Origin of the sequence: Corynebacterium provencense (genome assembly GCA_900049755.1) — a bacterium.
In the GTDB taxonomy this organism is placed as follows: domain Bacteria; phylum Actinomycetota; class Actinomycetes; order Mycobacteriales; family Mycobacteriaceae; genus Corynebacterium; species Corynebacterium neomassiliense.
The window spans coordinates 930,240-945,253 of record LT160593.1; the positions used below are offsets into that span (position 1 = coordinate 930,240).

Annotated in this window: 13 protein-coding genes; 8 read left to right on the forward strand and 5 right to left on the reverse strand. The window is 67.5% G+C overall.

Translation table 11 applies throughout. From position 1 onward, the window contains the following. Positions 1 to 9 precede the first annotated feature (9 nt). Positions 10 to 1,404, reverse strand: a complete 1,395-nt coding sequence (locus BN3906_RS10630) for a putative hexosyltransferase (RefSeq protein WP_261796971.1) — start codon at positions 1,402 to 1,404, stop codon at positions 10 to 12. Between the two features lie 259 nt (positions 1,405 to 1,663). Here BN3906_RS10630 and leuA point away from each other — a divergent pair, with 259 nt between their 5' ends. The 8 genes from leuA to trpS all read left to right on the forward strand — a co-directional run bounded on the left by leuA (position 1,664) and on the right by trpS (position 11,961). Then, on the forward strand, positions 1,664 to 3,493 hold the full coding sequence (gene leuA / locus BN3906_RS10640; protein WP_066588115.1) for a 2-isopropylmalate synthase: 1,830 nt from the start codon (positions 1,664 to 1,666) through the stop codon (positions 3,491 to 3,493). A 215-nt stretch (positions 3,494 to 3,708) separates the two neighbouring features. Continuing rightward, positions 3,709 to 5,040, forward strand: coding sequence for an FAD-dependent oxidoreductase (locus BN3906_RS10645; protein ID WP_066588117.1), 1,332 nt, complete (start codon positions 3,709 to 3,711; stop codon positions 5,038 to 5,040). A gap of 12 nt (positions 5,041 to 5,052) precedes the next feature. Further along, positions 5,053 to 6,582, forward strand: coding sequence for an aspartate ammonia-lyase (locus tag BN3906_RS10650; protein WP_078057369.1), 1,530 nt, complete (start codon positions 5,053 to 5,055; stop codon positions 6,580 to 6,582). Positions 6,583 to 6,615: 33 nt separating this feature from the next. Beyond that, on the forward strand, positions 6,616 to 6,984 hold the full coding sequence (locus tag BN3906_RS10655; protein WP_066588120.1) for a hypothetical protein: 369 nt from the start codon (positions 6,616 to 6,618) through the stop codon (positions 6,982 to 6,984). Between the two features lie 139 nt (positions 6,985 to 7,123). Then, positions 7,124 to 8,548: a hypothetical protein gene (locus BN3906_RS10660; RefSeq protein WP_066588123.1), complete on the forward strand. Its 1,425-nt coding sequence runs from the start codon at positions 7,124 to 7,126 to the stop codon at positions 8,546 to 8,548. An 11-nt stretch (positions 8,549 to 8,559) separates the two neighbouring features. Next, positions 8,560 to 9,855, forward strand: coding sequence for a MurT ligase domain-containing protein (locus tag BN3906_RS10665; protein WP_066588126.1), 1,296 nt, complete (start codon positions 8,560 to 8,562; stop codon positions 9,853 to 9,855). Beyond that, the gene (locus tag BN3906_RS10670) at positions 9,848 to 10,690 is read left to right on the forward strand and encodes a type 1 glutamine amidotransferase (protein WP_066588128.1); all 843 of its coding nucleotides are present in this window, start codon (positions 9,848 to 9,850) and stop codon (positions 10,688 to 10,690) included. Before BN3906_RS10665 ends, BN3906_RS10670 begins: the two co-directional genes overlap by 8 nt. 188 nt (positions 10,691 to 10,878) lie before the next feature. Next, on the forward strand, positions 10,879 to 11,961 hold the full coding sequence (trpS, locus tag BN3906_RS10675; RefSeq protein ID WP_066588130.1) for a tryptophan--tRNA ligase: 1,083 nt from the start codon (positions 10,879 to 10,881) through the stop codon (positions 11,959 to 11,961). 375 nt (positions 11,962 to 12,336) lie between these two features. Here trpS and BN3906_RS10685 read toward each other — a convergent pair whose 3' ends face one another. Genes BN3906_RS10685 through BN3906_RS10700 form a run of 4 tightly spaced genes read right to left on the reverse strand, consistent with a single transcriptional unit; the run spans position 12,337 to position 14,889 of the window. Continuing rightward, the gene (locus BN3906_RS10685) at positions 12,337 to 13,050 is read right to left on the reverse strand and encodes a hypothetical protein (protein ID WP_147592917.1); all 714 of its coding nucleotides are present in this window, start codon (positions 13,048 to 13,050) and stop codon (positions 12,337 to 12,339) included. After that, positions 13,047 to 13,616 (reverse strand): hypothetical protein, encoded by a 570-nt coding sequence (locus tag BN3906_RS10690; protein WP_147592919.1) that lies wholly within the window; start codon positions 13,614 to 13,616, stop codon positions 13,047 to 13,049. The genes BN3906_RS10685 and BN3906_RS10690 overlap by 4 nt, the downstream gene beginning before the upstream one ends. Continuing rightward, positions 13,610 to 14,254, reverse strand: coding sequence for a hypothetical protein (locus tag BN3906_RS10695; RefSeq protein ID WP_066588140.1), 645 nt, complete (start codon positions 14,252 to 14,254; stop codon positions 13,610 to 13,612). The genes BN3906_RS10690 and BN3906_RS10695 overlap by 7 nt, the downstream gene beginning before the upstream one ends. Then, complete coding sequence (locus BN3906_RS10700; protein WP_147592921.1) at positions 14,251 to 14,889, reverse strand: hypothetical protein; 639 nt, start codon at positions 14,887 to 14,889, stop codon at positions 14,251 to 14,253. Before BN3906_RS10700 ends, BN3906_RS10695 begins: the two co-directional genes overlap by 4 nt. Between the last annotated feature and the right edge of the window lie 125 nt (positions 14,890 to 15,014).

Sequence of the window (15,014 nt, forward strand, 5' to 3'; positions counted from 1 at the left end):
TGTCTCCGGCTATATCGCGTAGGCGAAGTCCACGAGCATCGCCGCGGAAACCAGCGTGCCGGCCACACACCAGGTGACGCCGACGACCACCGGAACCCCTGCCAACCACGGGCGTCGCACAGCTCCGGACCGCACCGCGCGGACACCGCGGACCACCGCAGGCAGCAGAAGGAAGAGCACCGGGATGAGCAGCAGACGCGGCCGGGAGTGCATTATTCCGTCCGACCCGAGCGTCATCCCTGCGACTGCCACGGCCGGAAGCCACAGCTGCCAGGGGATCGTCCCGGTCAGCAGCGGCCACAGGGAGACCGCACACAGCACGGCCACGAGGATCATCGACCACCCTGATATGGCGTATCCCGGCATGGTCCCGTCATCGACGCCGTGGGAGAAGATGTTCAACGGTCTGGTGGTCACCCATTCCCAGGTGGCCACGCCGAAGTCGAAGCCGGAGTGCCAGCCTCGTTCCTGGGCGGCGAAATAGCCGCCGATCTCCGCGGTCTGTCGGTTGGCCCAGATGATGTAGCCGGCGGTCCCGAGAGCCCCGATCACCGGCGCGGCACAGGCACGCTCGACCCGGCCGGCGGTGTCCGCTCCCCGCCCGGCGCGCCACCAGTGCCACAGCTCCACGACGGCGGCGACTAAGAGGGTGAGCACGAGCACCACGGCGGTGATGCGGGTCAGGCCCGCCAGGAACACCAGGACACCCGCCGTGAGGTGGCGCCCCCGCAGCAGCATGTACACCGTCCAGACCGACAGTGCGGTGAAGAGGGACTCTGAGTACGGCATGACATAGACCACGGCCATCGGCGCCCCCAGCGCCAGGACCCCTGCCGACGCTGTCAGCAGTCCTTCGGTGACCGGGCCCGCCGGTGTCACGGTGGCGTCGTCCTGTCGTCCCCGCATCCCCCGTACCCGGGGCCACAGGACGTCCACGGCGAGGCGTCCGAGCCCCCAGACCATGAGGAAGGACGCCACGACCGACACTCCGACCGCCGCTCCGGAAGTGATCTCGGCGCCGGTCAGGAACCTGACCGGCGCGGCGACCGTCCGGACGAGGAAGGGGTAGCCGGGAAAGAACGCCACCGACTGCCACTGGATCGGCTCCCCTCCCGGCTGGCCGGCAGTGCCCATGGAGAATCCTGAGTAGCCGTGTCGTGATATCAGGGTCATCCACTGGGAGTCCCACTGCATCAGCACCTCCGTCAGGGACATTCCCCGGCGGGAGCCGGCGATCTGCATGGAGAGGAACTGCACCGTCTGCAGCAGGGCTGTGGTGGCGAGCGCCACGACCGGGACCACGGGGATACGGCGGGGGCTGGTGGTTGGACTCGTGGTGGGGCTGGTGGTTGGACTCGTGGCGGGGCTGGTGGCGGGGCGGGCTCCCGGGGCGTGGCTGTTCATCGCCCCTGAGGTTAGCGAAGCCTCGCAGGAATCCCCCCGGATATGGTGTGTCCTATGGGCCGTGTCACACTCTTCGGCGCCGATGGGTTAGAGTGGTCGCCGTGAACACGTTCCGCGGTCAGCTTCTTCTTCTCTGCCGCGGCGGGGTCAGGGTGTAATACCGACCGGCTCCCCGTCGCGGGGTTGAGTTGCGCCGGTCGGTGTCGAGAGTTTTCCACCGAGACGCACCGCCAGCGTCAGACCTGATCAGGAGCACACCGTGACCCCCACCGATTCGTTCATCTCCGCCCCGGCCCACATCGACACCCCGGCCGGTGAGATCCCGGCCGACCAGCCGTCCTGGAACCGGCAGCGTCCCTCACAGATGCCGGTCCACCGTTACCAGCCGCACTTCACCGAGGTGGAGGACTTCCGGCTGCCGGACCGTACCTGGCCGGACAAGGTCATCGACAGGGCCCCCCAGTGGTGCGCGGTCGACCTGCGTGACGGCAACCAGGCATTGATCGACCCGATGAGCCCGGAGCGTAAGCGCCGCATGTTCGACCTGCTGCTGCGCATGGGATTCAAGGAGATCGAGGTAGGTTTCCCGTCCGCCTCACAGACGGACTTCGATTTCGTCCGCGAGATCATCGAGAAGAACATGATCCCCGACGACGTCACCATCCAGGTCCTGGTCCAGGCCCGTGAGCATCTGATCCGTCGGACCTTCGAGGCCTGCGAAGGTGCGAAGAACGTCATCGTCCACTTCTACAACTCCACGTCGATCCTGCAGCGCCGGGTGGTGTTCAGGAAGGAGAAGCCGGCGATCAAGAAGTTAGCGACTGACGCCGCGACGCTGATCAGGGAGATCGCTGCGGACTACCCGGACACCAACTGGCGCTGGGAGTACTCTCCGGAGTCCTTCACCGGCACCGAGGTGGCTTTCGCCAAGGAGGTCTGTGACGCGGTGACCGCGATCATGGAACCCACCCCGGACCATCCGATGATCATCAACCTGCCCTCCACGGTGGAGATGACCACCCCCAACGTCTACGCGGACACCATCGAGTGGATGGACCGCAACATCGACCGTCGTGACTCGGTGATCCTGTCCCTGCACCCGCACAATGACCGCGGGACCGCGGTGGCCACCGCGGAGCTGGGGTACATGGCGGGTGCCGACCGTATCGAGGGTTGCCTGTTCGGCAACGGTGAGCGAACCGGGAACGTCGACCTGGTGACCCTGGGGCTGAACATGTTCACCCAGGGGGTCGACCCCCAGATCGACTTCTCCGATATCGAGGAGATTCGCCGTACGGTCGAGTACTGCAACCAGCTGGAGGTGCCGGAGAGGCACCCGTACGGTGGTGACCTGGTGTTCACCGCTTTCTCGGGTTCCCACCAGGACGCCATCAACAAGGGCCTCGACGTGATGGCGGAGTCTGCGTGGCCCGGCCACCACGCCAACGAGATCTCCGACGGACAGTTCCGTGCCGTGCAGTGGGCCGTCCCCTACCTGCCCATCGACCCCAAGGATGTCGGCCGCAGCTACGAGGCGGTCATCCGGGTGAACTCCCAGTCCGGCAAGGGCGGGGTGGCCTACATCATGAAGACCGACCACGGCCTGGAACTGCCGCGGCCGATGCAGGTCGAGTTCTCCTCTGTCGTGCAGTCCGTCACCGACGCCGAGGGCGGTGAGGTCAATTCCAAGGCGATGTGGGACATCTTCTCCGGGGAGTATCTGGACCGGACCGCTCCGTTGGAGCAGATCTCGGTGACCGTGGACGGCCCGCAGACTGAAGGTTCCGAGACCAAGGTCACCGCGGAGGTGGAGTGGAACGGTGCCCACCGCACCATCCAGGGTCACGGCAACGGTCCCCTGGCCGCCTACGCGAACGCCCTGGAATCGTTGGGGGTCGACTTCGAGGTGCAGGAGTACAGCCAGCATGCCCGCACGGCCGGCGACGATGCCGAGGCCGCCGCGTATGTGCTGGCCGAGGTCGACGGTCAGAAGGTGTGGGGCGTGGGTATCGCGGGTTCGATCACCTATGCGTCGCTGAAAGCGATGACCTCGGCGGTCAACCGGGCGTATTCGCAGCCCGTCGCCTGATCCTGTCTGACGCCGGCCCGGTTCCTTCCACGGAACCGGGCCTTCGTCATCCTTCCGGACACTTACGGACACTTCCGGATGCTTCCGGCAGGTTAAAAGTCCCGTCCCCTCTGGCGGTCCGCCACCACCGGGTGTTTACTGTCATGCATCAGCACATCATACTAGTAAACACATGGTGTGCCGGACACATCCCCGCCCAGGAACAAGGATCATCCGTGAGCGACAGCCCCACCGACCGTAACCCGGAAACCCCCGCCACCCGCACCGGCCTGCAGGCAGACGTGATCGTCATCGGTGCCGGACTCTCCGGCTCCGCCGTGGCCAGGGCCCTGTCCGCAGGACAGGGCCCCGCACACTCCGTCATCGTCGTCGACCGTGACATTCCCGCCTCCGCAGAAGCCAGTTCACACGGCTCCGCCCGCATCTTCCGGTACTCCTACCCCGACCCTCTCTACACCTCTCTCGTCGTCGAATCCCGGAAAGGCTGGGATGACCTCGAGCAGCAGACGGGCAGGCGCCTCATCACCCCATCCGGTTCCCTCGACTTCGGCACCGTCCGCGACCCCGCCGCCCTCGCCCGGGTGCTCTCCGACGCCGGAGTGGAGCACGAACTGCTCACCGTCTCCGAGGCGTCGGACCGGTGGCCCGGGATCGTCTTCGACACGACAGGCGACGGGGACGACCCCACGGCGTCCTCCCCCGTCCTCTGGCACCCGGGGGCCGGGGTCATCGACGCTGAATCGACCGTCCACGCCCAGCTGGACCTGGCCCGCAGAACCGGGGACACCCTCGTCCTCGACCACTGGGAGGCCGCCTCGGTCCGCCGCCGCACCGGTGCTGCCGGGTACACCGTCACCTCCACCACCGGAGACGTTCTGGAGGCCGGACAGGTCGTCATCGCCGCCGGAGGATGGGTCGCGGACATCACCGCAGCCGCCGACCTCCCTTCCGCATTCCTCCACCGCCTGCCGGTACCCCGGGTCAGCCAGGAAAACGCCTACCACTTCCCCTACCGGGACAGCAGAGACTGCGGCCGCACACCAGAGGACGCCGGGACGACCTGGCCCACCTTCATCCAGAAATCCCGGGACACCAGGGTCTACAGCCTCCCCGGAGGGCGGGACGCCGGATGGCGGGGCCAGAAGATCGCGGAGTACAACGCCGGTCGGAAAATGAGGTCGGCGTCCCTGCAGGACGGCCGCATCGACCCGGAGAACCGCCGACGGATGACCGGCTACGTGACACGCCACCTGCCCGGCCTTGTCCCGGAGCCCTACGCCGAAACCACCTGCCTGTTCACCAATCTTCCGGGCGAGAACTTCCTCATCGACCGAGCGGACGGCATCACCGTCGTCTCGCCCTGCTCCGGCCACGGAGCGAAGTTCGCCCCCCTCATCGGAGAGCTCGCGGCCGGACTCGTCACCGGCACGGGTACCGTCCCCGACCTCTTCCGCGTCCCGGGCCATACACCGGGCCACACCCCGGGTCATACACCGCGGCACACCGCCGACGTCACCACCGCCGACACCCCGGCGCACCACTCCTGAGAGGACCACACCATGACCGTCACCCGTACCGCCGCCCACCCTGCCACCGACCCGGCCGTCCGCACCGCCACCCACCCTGCCACCGACCCTGCCACCGCAGCACCGGAGACCTCCGCCCGGCGCGGTCACCGCACCGAACGTGACCTCCTCGGAACCGTCGAGGTCCCCGACGACCGGTACTGGGGTGTCCACACCGGCCGGGCTCTCGTGAACTTCCCGGTCTCCGCCACCGCCGTCGGTGACTGCCCCCCTCTCGTCAGGGCACTGGCAGTGCTCAAGGAAGCCGCCGCCGTCGTCAACGCCCGTCACGGACTGGTCGAACCCCAGGTCAGGGACGCCGTCGTCGCCGCGTGCAGGAAGCTGCGCGGCGGTGCCTTCGACGACCGTCTGCGTGAGCTCTTCCCGTTGAGCATGATCCAGGGCGGGGCAGGCACCTCGACCAACATGAACGCCAACGAGGTCATCGCCAATATCGCACTGGAACACCTCGGCCTTCCCAGGGGAAGGTATGACGTGGTCGACCCCCACAATGACGTCAACTGCTCCCAGTCCACCAACGACGTCTACCCCTCGGCCGTGAAGATCGCCCTGACCTCCCTCGTCGACGAAGCCGTGAAAGAGCTGCGACTCACCGCCGACGCCTGGGATCGCCGCGCCGCCGAGTTCAGTGGCGTGCTCAAGCTGGGACGGACCCAGCTGCAGGACGCCGTGCCCATGACCCTCGGCCGCGAGTTCGCCGCCTTCGCCCATCTCGCCCGGGAGGACGCCGACGCCCTCCTCTCCACCACTGCGGGACTGCGCACACTCAACATCGGCGGCACCGCCATCGGAACCGGTCTCAACGCCCCCGAGGGCTACACCGCCGAAATGATCGCGGAGATCACCGGACTCACCGGACTGGAGGTACGCCGCGCCCCGGATCTCGTCGCCGCAACCCCCGATGTCGGAGCATTCGTCGACCTGTCCGCGAGACTGAAGAGGGCGGCACTGAACACCTCGAAAGTCTGCCACGACCTGCGACTGCTCTCCAGTGGACCAGGATCAGGGATGGGGGACATCGCCCTACCTGCGGTGCAGGCCGGCTCATCGATCATGCCGGGGAAGGTCAACCCCGTGATCCCGGAGGTCGTCAACCAGGTCGCCTTCGAGATCACCGGTTTCGACATGACTGTGTCGATGGCCGCGGACAACGGTCAGCTGCAGCTCAACGCCTTCGAACCGGTGATCGCCCATGTCCTGTTCCAGGGGCTGGAGCATCTCACCCGCGCTCTGGAGACACTGCGCGTACGCTGCATCGACGGCATCACCTGCGACGCTTCCCGTGCGGAACGTCTGCGCGACAGGGTGTGGTCCTCGGCGTCCCTGGCCACGGCCCTGTCGCCCTGGATCGGCTACGGCCGGGCGACGGAGGTGGCCGGGGAGGTCGCCAGAACCGGACGCAGTGTTCCCGAGGTGGTCCGCGACTCCGGTCTCATGACCGCGGAGGAGCTGTCGGCGGCACTGCCTGAACTGTCGCCGGGGCGGCTCACCGCCGGTGCTTAGGACGGCCGACACACCGGACCGTATGATGGCTCCATGACTTCCACCGGCCCGGACAACGAGACAACCGGGAACTCCGGGACGACCGGGGCGTCCGCTTCCTCCTCTTCCGGCCGGTCCCGTCGACGTAGACGCCGCCAGGTCCACCGGCGGGCGGCACCACCGTCCACCCGTGTCCTCGAACAGGCCGACGGCACCCGCGGAACCGGTGACCCTGCGCGCAGAGGTGACAGATCCCCCGCAGACCGTCCGTCCCGCGACCGCCCGACCCGGCTCCCCAAGACCTTCCACGGGGACATTCCCGATGCCGGGGCCGCCCCGTTCATCTCCCTCACCATCGCGACCTCGGGAATCCACCCCACCACCTCACGGCTCGTCGGAGTCGCCGCAGTACACACATCCTGATGCTTAAAAGAGATAGTCCCCCCACACCCCCTCATCGTCGTCCACAGCAAGATTCCCGCCTCCGCACAGCCCACTTCACCCGCCACCCCCCACATCCTCCGGTAATACCGGCGGAGCCGGCACGGCGGACGCGGCGGCCGTGCCCGCCGACGGCACTGTCGAACTCACGGGTGTGGTGCAGCAGATCAACCCCGGGGAGGACCCGGGGCCGTGGCACCTCCACGGTTACACCGAAGCTGACCTGGGACAGGCGCCCGGTTTCGCGACTGTGGCCCCCCTGCTGTACACCCTGCTCGACGGGCGGACACTCATCTGCCATGGCACTGCCGTGACCTGGGGTTTCATCGTGCAGGAGTTTCGTCGAGCGCAGCGGGCCGCCAACCGGTCCGGGGCCCAGTCCGGGGGCAGGGGGCGCCGGCGCAGTACCCGGCGTCCCCGCAGGATCAACGTCCCGGTCCCTGAACGCATCGTCGACACCCTCGCCACCGCCAGACGTCAGTCAGTTCCCGTGGAGGATCCACGACTGCGCAGCATTGCCGGGTACTACCGGGACCACGAAGGGCTCGAACTCCCGGAGTCCGCACTGCCGGCACTCGGCGCCGCGGCGTCCGAGGCAAGGTCGGACACCGGTGCCGACGAGCTTCTGCTCGCCGACGCCCGCATCCTCATGCCTCTGCATCTTGTCCAGGAAGATCTCGCGGACGCCGGGCGCGGTACCATCCAGTCCTCCGTGCCCGCCGACCTCACCGCCGACCGTTTCGGCCTGCAGCGTTCCGCCGTCCGGGTGGACGCCACGACCGCTCCCCGACCGTTCGGTAACCCCGGGGTGCCGGAGTCCACGCATCCCGGTTCCCTGGTCGAGGGCATGGAATTCGTCGTCAGCCCCGACGTGGCCACCGACCCGGACGTGCTCATCTCCGCGGGACTGCGTGAGGGCCTCGTCTACAGCGAGAAACTGAACCGGACCTCCAGCCTCGTGGTGTGCAACGCGAACCATGCACTGCGGGGCAAGGCTATGCACGCACACAGGAAGAACATTCCCCTGTTCAGCGACGAAGAGTTCCTCGCCGCACTGGAGGATGTCGCGCCCGGTTCCACGACTCTGGAGGACCCTGATCCACGACCTGCGACACCGCGCATACCCGCCCCGCAGCGCGGTGGTCACGGCCGCGGCAGGAACAGGAAGGGCGGCGGGAAGCCCCGTGACATGAAGAAACAGGGCGCGAAGAAGCAGGGCGGCAGGGTGTCCGGCGGGCAGGGCGGCAAGTCTGCAGGGCAGGCGTCCCCGAAGTCCACCGCAGAATCCCCGGAGGGCGGCCCCTCCCGGGACGGAGCCGTGAAGAAGAACCGTAAGCGGTCACGCAACCGCGGCCGTCGCCGTGGTGCGGCGGGTTCCCGCGGGGCCGGCTCCACCCGGAGTGACAACGGACAGCAGAACCGGCAGGACCGGCAGGACCGTCCGGCACAGGGTGGTGCGACCGGGCCCGAACCGGACCGGTCGGCGCCCCGGCGTCGCCGGCGCTCCGGAGCAGACCGACAGACCAAGCCTGACCAGCAGAGATAGGAAGGATTCCGATGGGACTGCGTACCTCACTCGCTGTCCGTGCCGCTGACGTGGCCACCTGGGCGTCCAGGAAGGCCGGCCGGGGCAACGGAGGAATGATCGGCGGCCTGGTCGCCGACTTCATCGACCCGAAACTGATGGAACGTCTCGGACGGGGGCGTCCCTGTGCGATCGTCACCGGCACCAACGGCAAATCCACGACAACACGGATGCTCGCCGAAGCGGTCCGCAGCATCGGCACCGTGTGCACCAACGACGGTGGCGACAACATGGACGCCGGAGTCATCTCCGCACTCCTGGCGGGGCGGGACGCCGACCGAATCATCCTCGAGGTCGATGAACTCCATGTCCCGCACATCGCCGCGAAACTGGAGTGCAGTGTTCTCGTCCTCCTCAACCTCTCCCGCGACCAGCTCGACCGTGTCGGTGAGATCAACAGGATCGAACAGGTCCTCCGTGAGTACGTCAACTCCCGCCCCGACCTGACTGTCGTGGCCAACTGCGATGACGTACAGGTCACTTCCGTGGCCTGGGACTGCCCCAACGTCGTGTGGGTGTCTGCCGGGGTCGGCTTCACCGGCGATTCCACGAGCTGCCCGCGGACCGGCGGTGCTGTGGTCAGGACGCAGAAACCGGACGGGACCCCGGACTGGTACGCGGTGAAGCCCCTGCCGGACGGCAGTGAGTTCCGGCGCCCCACCCCGACCTGGTCGGTCGATGCGGAGGGTCTCCACACCCCCGGCGGGACCCGGGACCTGTCCCTGACCCTGCCCGGTAACGCGAACCGGGGAAATGCGGCTCAGGCGGTCGCCGCCGCGGTCGCTCTGGGAGTCGGTGAACCCGACGCGGTCGCCGCGGCGGAACATGTGGACAATGTCGCAGGTCGGTACTCCACCGTCATGTACGCGGGCCGGGAGGTCCACCTGCTGCTGGCGAAGAATCCGGCCGGCTGGCAGGAGGCACTGTCGATGGTTGACCGCAGTGCCGACGGCCTCGTCATCGCCGTGAACGGTCAGGTCGCCGACGGAACCGACCTGTCCTGGCTCTGGGACGTGGTCTTCGAGAACTTCGGTTCCCTGAAGGTCGTCGCCTCCGGGGAACGCTCCGCTGACCTGGCGGTACGCCTCGGCTATGCGGGAGTGGAGCACGTCACCGTCCCCGACATGCTCGAGGCGGTCCGCGCCTGCCCACCGGGGCGGGTCGAGGTCCTCGCCAACTACACCGCGTTCCGGGACCTCAACAAGTCACTGAGCAGAGATCCCGGCAAATCGCCGGACAGGAGCAACCAGGGAGGACGCCATGAGTGACCTGACGATCGGACTTGTGCTCCCTGATGTTCTCGGAACCTACGGAGACGACGGGAACGCCCTGGTTCTGAGACAACGCGCCCGGATGCGTGGCATCGACGCCGAAATCCACCGCATCCTGCTCGGGGAACCCGTCCCGGAGGGACTCGACGTGTACACGGTCGGCGGTGGTGAGGACGTCGCCCAGATCCTCGCCGCCGAACACCTCATCGCCGACGGGGGCATCACCCGGGCAGTCTCGGCGGGACGCCCCGTCCTGGCGATCTGCGCCGGCCTGCAGGTCTTCGGCCGGTCCTTCCGTGCCTCCGGCCGGACCGTCGAGGGTCTCGGACTGATCGACGCGACGACCTCCTCCCTGCAGAAGAGGATGATCGGCGAACTCAGGTCCACGCCCGTGGCCCCGGAAACCGGTGGCACGGGACAGGGCACGGACCCGGAGAACACGGAACCGAAGAACGCGGACCTGCATGAACTGACGGACACCCTCACCGGATTCGCGAACCACCAGGGGGCCACGATCCTCGGACCAGACGCCGCACCGCTGGGTCGGGTCATCCACGGCACAGGCAACACCGACGCCCACGGAGCGTTGCACGCCGGACTCACCCCGGAGCAGGCGAAGGTCGAGGTGTACCACGAGGGAGCGGTACAGGGACCAGTGATCGCGACATACATGCACGGCCCCGTGCTGGCCCGCAACCCGCAGCTGGCGGACCTGCTGCTGGCCCGCGCCGTGGGATGTGCCCCTTCCGAACTGCCGCCCATGACCGGAGCTTTCGCCGACCAGCTGTCAGGGGAAGTGGCCCGACTGCGCTCCGAGAGGCTGAGAGCGTAAGGTGAGTTCCGTGAGTTCATCCTGCACCGGCGCATCCTGCCGGCCCCGCGCATGGTGGTGGCTGTCCTAGACAGGCAGCTGCCGGATGACCCGTATTTTTCGACGCCGCCTCCACACGAGGGCGGCGTCCTTCTTTCTGTCAGGTGCCGCCCGCCCCGTGGAGACATGACCTCCCAGGAGAAGACCACATGACGAACAACGCCTCCCTCACCGCAGCCCGCCGACGCAGCGACCGCCTGCGGCAGCTCATCGACAGCACGGACCCGGCCGACGCCCCGGCCCGGGGCAGGCTCCGCGTCCTCACCGGCGACCGACCGACCGGTGCACTGCACATCGGGCACTACCTCGGCACCGTCCGCAGCCGGGTGGAACTGCAGGACAAAGGCATCGACACCTTCCTGCTCATCGCCGACTACCAGGTCATCACCGACCGCGACTCGCTCGGCGACCTGCAGGGAAACGTCCGGGGCGTCCTCGCCGACTATCTCGCAGCCGGCATAGACCCGGCGAGGACGACGATCTTCGCACACTCGGCGGTACCGGCGGCGAACCAGCTGATGCTGCCGTTCCTGTCGCTGGTCACCGAGGCGGAACTGCACCGCAACCCGACAGTGAAAGACGAGCTCGCGGCCACAGACGGCCGGGCGATGTCGGGACTGCTGCTCACCTATCCGGTGCACCAGGCCTGTGACATTCTGTTCTGCCACGGCAACGTCGTGCCCGTGGGCCAGGACCAGCTGCCGCACATCGAGCAGGCACGCGTCATCGCCCGCCGGTTCAACGAGCGCTACGCCGGCGGTGAGCAGGTGTTCACCGAGCCGGAGGCACTGCTGACCGACGCCCCGATGATCACCGGCACGGACGGCCGGAAAATGAGCAAGTCCCGGGGCAACACGGTGCCCCTGGGAGCGACCGCGGACGAGACGGCGAAGATCCTGCGCCGCGCGGTGACCGACGCTGAACGCAGAATCACCTTCGAGCCGGAACGCCGCCCCGAGGTCGCGAACCTGCTCACCGTCGCCGCCGGCTTCACCGGCAGGGACCCCCGCGACATCGCCGAGGAGATCGGTGACGCCGGGGCCGGCGAACTCAAACGGGTGGTCACCGAGGCAGTCAACGATCACCTCGCGGGGCATCGCGCGCGACGCGCTGAACTGCTGGCCGACCCCGGCTACCTCATGTCGGTGCTGCGGGAGGGCAATGAGCGGGCCAACGAGGTCGCGGACGCCACGCTGACCCGGGTGCGTGAGGTGATGGGGATGCTGTACTGAGGTCTGTCGATTCCTGGCGCCGGACGCTGCGCCACCGGCCCGTCGCCACGGGGTGCGTGACGAACGTGCTCCGGTGGACGGGGGAGACGACGGGCCGGACGTCGGCGGGGGAACTGACGGGGCGAGCGGGCCTGCGGAAACGGTCGCGGAGATGTCGGGGCACGGTGCCGTTCCTCTCGTGGTCCATGTGGGGTTTCATGTGCTGACGGACCCCAGTGTCAGTGTTCCGGCTGGCACCTCCCCGACGGGAACCCGTGACGCGACGGACGGTCCCCTGCCGATTTCCTGACCGTCGCCGATCATGCCCTGACCAGGGACACGGCCCCGGCTCACCACCGCGGGGGCAACGAATGTCCGCGTCCCGGCAGCGGCCGGTCAGCACGGCGAGCTGTAGGACGTGTCCGAGTTGAGCAGGCGGGCATTGCCGCGTCCCTGAGCCTCCGCGGTGCACAGCGACGACAGGTCGTCCCCGTAGTCGATGACGACAGCCGTCACCGACGTCCCGTCCGTGTAGGACCGTAACGAGGGACACGTGTCCGGCGGCAGGACGAGCGCACCGGGGTTCTGCGACAGCGCGGTGCTCACCTCCCGGTCGAAGCTTGGGCTGTTCCCCATGACCGAGTTGACGATGAGGACGCCCCGCCCGTCACAGGTGGGAACTCCGCCGGAGGAGTTCCGTGCCGGAGCGGAGTGCTGTGCCGGGGCGTCCGGTTCCGGTGCCGGCAGAGGAGCCGCCCGGGGTTTCTCCGGCTGCACCGTGACGGTCTCGGTGACAACGACCTCGGCGGCTGTCAGCTCTGCCTCTGCGCCGTCGATACCGTCGGCGGCGTCAGTGTTATCACCGCCGTCAGCGTCATCGGCCGTGGTCGTTGTCGGCGCCGCCGTGAAACCCGGACCCGCGGTCACATCACCGTCGCCACCGCCGCCGACGATGGCCCTTCCGCCACCGACAGCAACCGCGCCGACAAGTACAACTGCTCCGGCGACGAGGACGCCCCACTTCCATTGCCCGCCACCGGGCTCCGGCCCGACGGGAGCCTCGTACACAGACTCGTCCTGTTGCGGTGGCCTGCCCCAGGTGTTGCTCATGACGCCTGCTCCGCTCCTGCTATCGGGGGGCCACCGCATTCCCAGTCATCGGGAACAGGGTCGGTGGAGCTGAGGATCCAGGAGCCCTCAGGAAGATAGCTGAACAGTTCCAGCTCCTCCTCCTCGAGGATGCTCGCCGCAAGTTCCTGACCGGGGGTGACCTCCCTGATGAGGTTCATCTTCTCCGCCTCGCGCGTCATCTGACCGACGACGATGTCGATGTCAGGTCCGGAGCCGCTCCAGGTGAGGTCCCAGTTCGCCGGATTGATCATTCCGGAACAGATTTCCAGGTCACCGGTACCGTCCTCCGCCAACGTCATGACGATTCCATGATCGGACCAGCGTCCGACCGCAGGACCGTAGAGAGATACCGGTTCCTCGGCCGGCACAGTGGTCTCGGTCACGGTCATTGTCCAGGTGGTGGTCGGGTGGTCTGGGCCACTCTGCGCAGCATCTCCGCCGGCCGTGAAGTCACCGTCCTCGGAACAACCGGCGAGGAGGAGAGCTGCTGCAGCACACAGTGTGACGGAGTTTCTCCGGATCCGGTCCGGCGCCATGCTCAGCATGCCCAGTCCGAATAGTCGCCGGTGTCCCTGCACACCGGCATACCGTTGAAGGCGTCCAGGTACATCTGGTCACCCTCCACCGAGGCGTGGATCACCTTGCCTGTCGACAGTCCTGCGGACGCAGAGGTGACGTCCCCTAGAGACCGGGTCATGTCCAGGATCTCGATGTCGATCTCGCTGGTCTGACCGGACCAGCGGACCTGGTAGGTGACGGTATTCATCGCTCCGTTAGCGCCTTGGACATACCCGAAACCGGCCTCGTTGAGTTCCAGGCTCAGACCGTGCCGGATCCACGTCCCGACCGCCTGCGGATACAACGGAGGAAGGTCCGGGTCGAGTGTCGACCCCGTGTCCGGTTCCTGCACATCGTCGGCAGCAGGTTCGCCGGAGTTCGAGAATGCGTCGTCCCCGGCCGCCGACGCTGCCCCGTCATCCGGCACTGCCTCAGCCTCCGACATTGTCTCGGTCACCGTCACCGTCCGAGTGGTGACCTCCTCTGCTGCGGCACCCTGTGTGGTGTCTGCGGTGGTGGCGGCACCGCCCCCGTCGTCGCCATCGCAGGCCGCGAGAATCAGAGCCGGTGCAGCGACTCCTGCGACGAGGAGCTTCTTCAGACCTGCCGTCGTCGTATCGATCATCGGTCCAGCCCTCCTGACCAGCGCTGACCGGGAATGTCGTTGCGCGGTCCAGTCGACCTGGACGGCATGACCGGGGTCACTGAGACTCCCGGCCGACGGCGCAGCCAGAAGTACCCGCCGGCGGCCACGCCACCTGCGACCACGAGTCCCAGCAGACCACCGACAATGCGCCACGTGGTCCGGGCGGAGTTCACGTGGTCCTCGGCCTTGTCGATCGCCGACAGCATGGCAGCCCTGCCCTGCTCGTACACACTGTCCAGCGACCCACCGAACAACAGTTCCCCGAGACCACCGGCAGACTCCCGCCGGCCATTCTCCACCTCTTCCCGACCGTCGATGAAGTCCCCGTATGTCATCTCACCCTCACCCGTGTATTCCATGCCGTACCCCACGAAGTCTGTCGGAACCGTGTCATTGCGCGCTGAGTTCGCCCCGATCGCCCCGGCGATCCCACCGAACAGCAGCATGAGCATCAGGCCGACTGCCACAACGCCCGTCACGAGGATTCTCGGGTCCTGCGACCACACCGTGGTCTCAATACGACCGAGGACGCCGCCACCCGCGGTCCCGCTCTGCTGCCCCTCGCCCGGAACTCCGTCCCCGGGGTCACTCCCGTTCTGTATCGGGTCCAACATGTCACTCTTCCTCCCTGTCATGTCCTTAGTCTCGGCTGGATAGTAATACGGATGGCCGAAACATTACCATGGCTCTGAGTAATATTCCCCAGGGAGCACCCCGGAGCATCACAGATTCCACCGAT

What these genes read in the sequence shown, in the direction of transcription:
- BN3906_RS10650 (WP_078057369.1), top strand. Translation starts at nt 5,053, where the DNA reads ATGACCGTCACCCGTACCGCCGCCCACCCTGCCACCGACCCGGCCGTC.
- BN3906_RS10665 (WP_066588126.1), top strand. Translation starts at nt 8,560, where the DNA reads ATGGGACTGCGTACCTCACTCGCTGTCCGTGCCGCTGACGTGGCCACC.
- BN3906_RS10630 (WP_261796971.1), bottom strand. Translation starts at nt 1,404, where the DNA reads ATGAACAGCCACGCCCCGGGAGCCCGCCCCGCCACCAGCCCCGCCACG.
- BN3906_RS10655 (WP_066588120.1), top strand. Translation starts at nt 6,616, where the DNA reads ATGACTTCCACCGGCCCGGACAACGAGACAACCGGGAACTCCGGGACG.
- BN3906_RS10685 (WP_147592917.1), bottom strand. Translation starts at nt 13,050, where the DNA reads ATGAGCAACACCTGGGGCAGGCCACCGCAACAGGACGAGTCTGTGTAC.
- BN3906_RS10670 (WP_066588128.1), top strand. Translation starts at nt 9,848, where the DNA reads ATGAGTGACCTGACGATCGGACTTGTGCTCCCTGATGTTCTCGGAACC.
- BN3906_RS10690 (WP_147592919.1), bottom strand. Translation starts at nt 13,616, where the DNA reads ATGCTGAGCATGGCGCCGGACCGGATCCGGAGAAACTCCGTCACACTG.
- BN3906_RS10695 (WP_066588140.1), bottom strand. Translation starts at nt 14,254, where the DNA reads ATGATCGATACGACGACGGCAGGTCTGAAGAAGCTCCTCGTCGCAGGA.
- trpS (WP_066588130.1), top strand. Translation starts at nt 10,879, where the DNA reads ATGACGAACAACGCCTCCCTCACCGCAGCCCGCCGACGCAGCGACCGC.
- BN3906_RS10700 (WP_147592921.1), bottom strand. Translation starts at nt 14,889, where the DNA reads ATGTTGGACCCGATACAGAACGGGAGTGACCCCGGGGACGGAGTTCCG.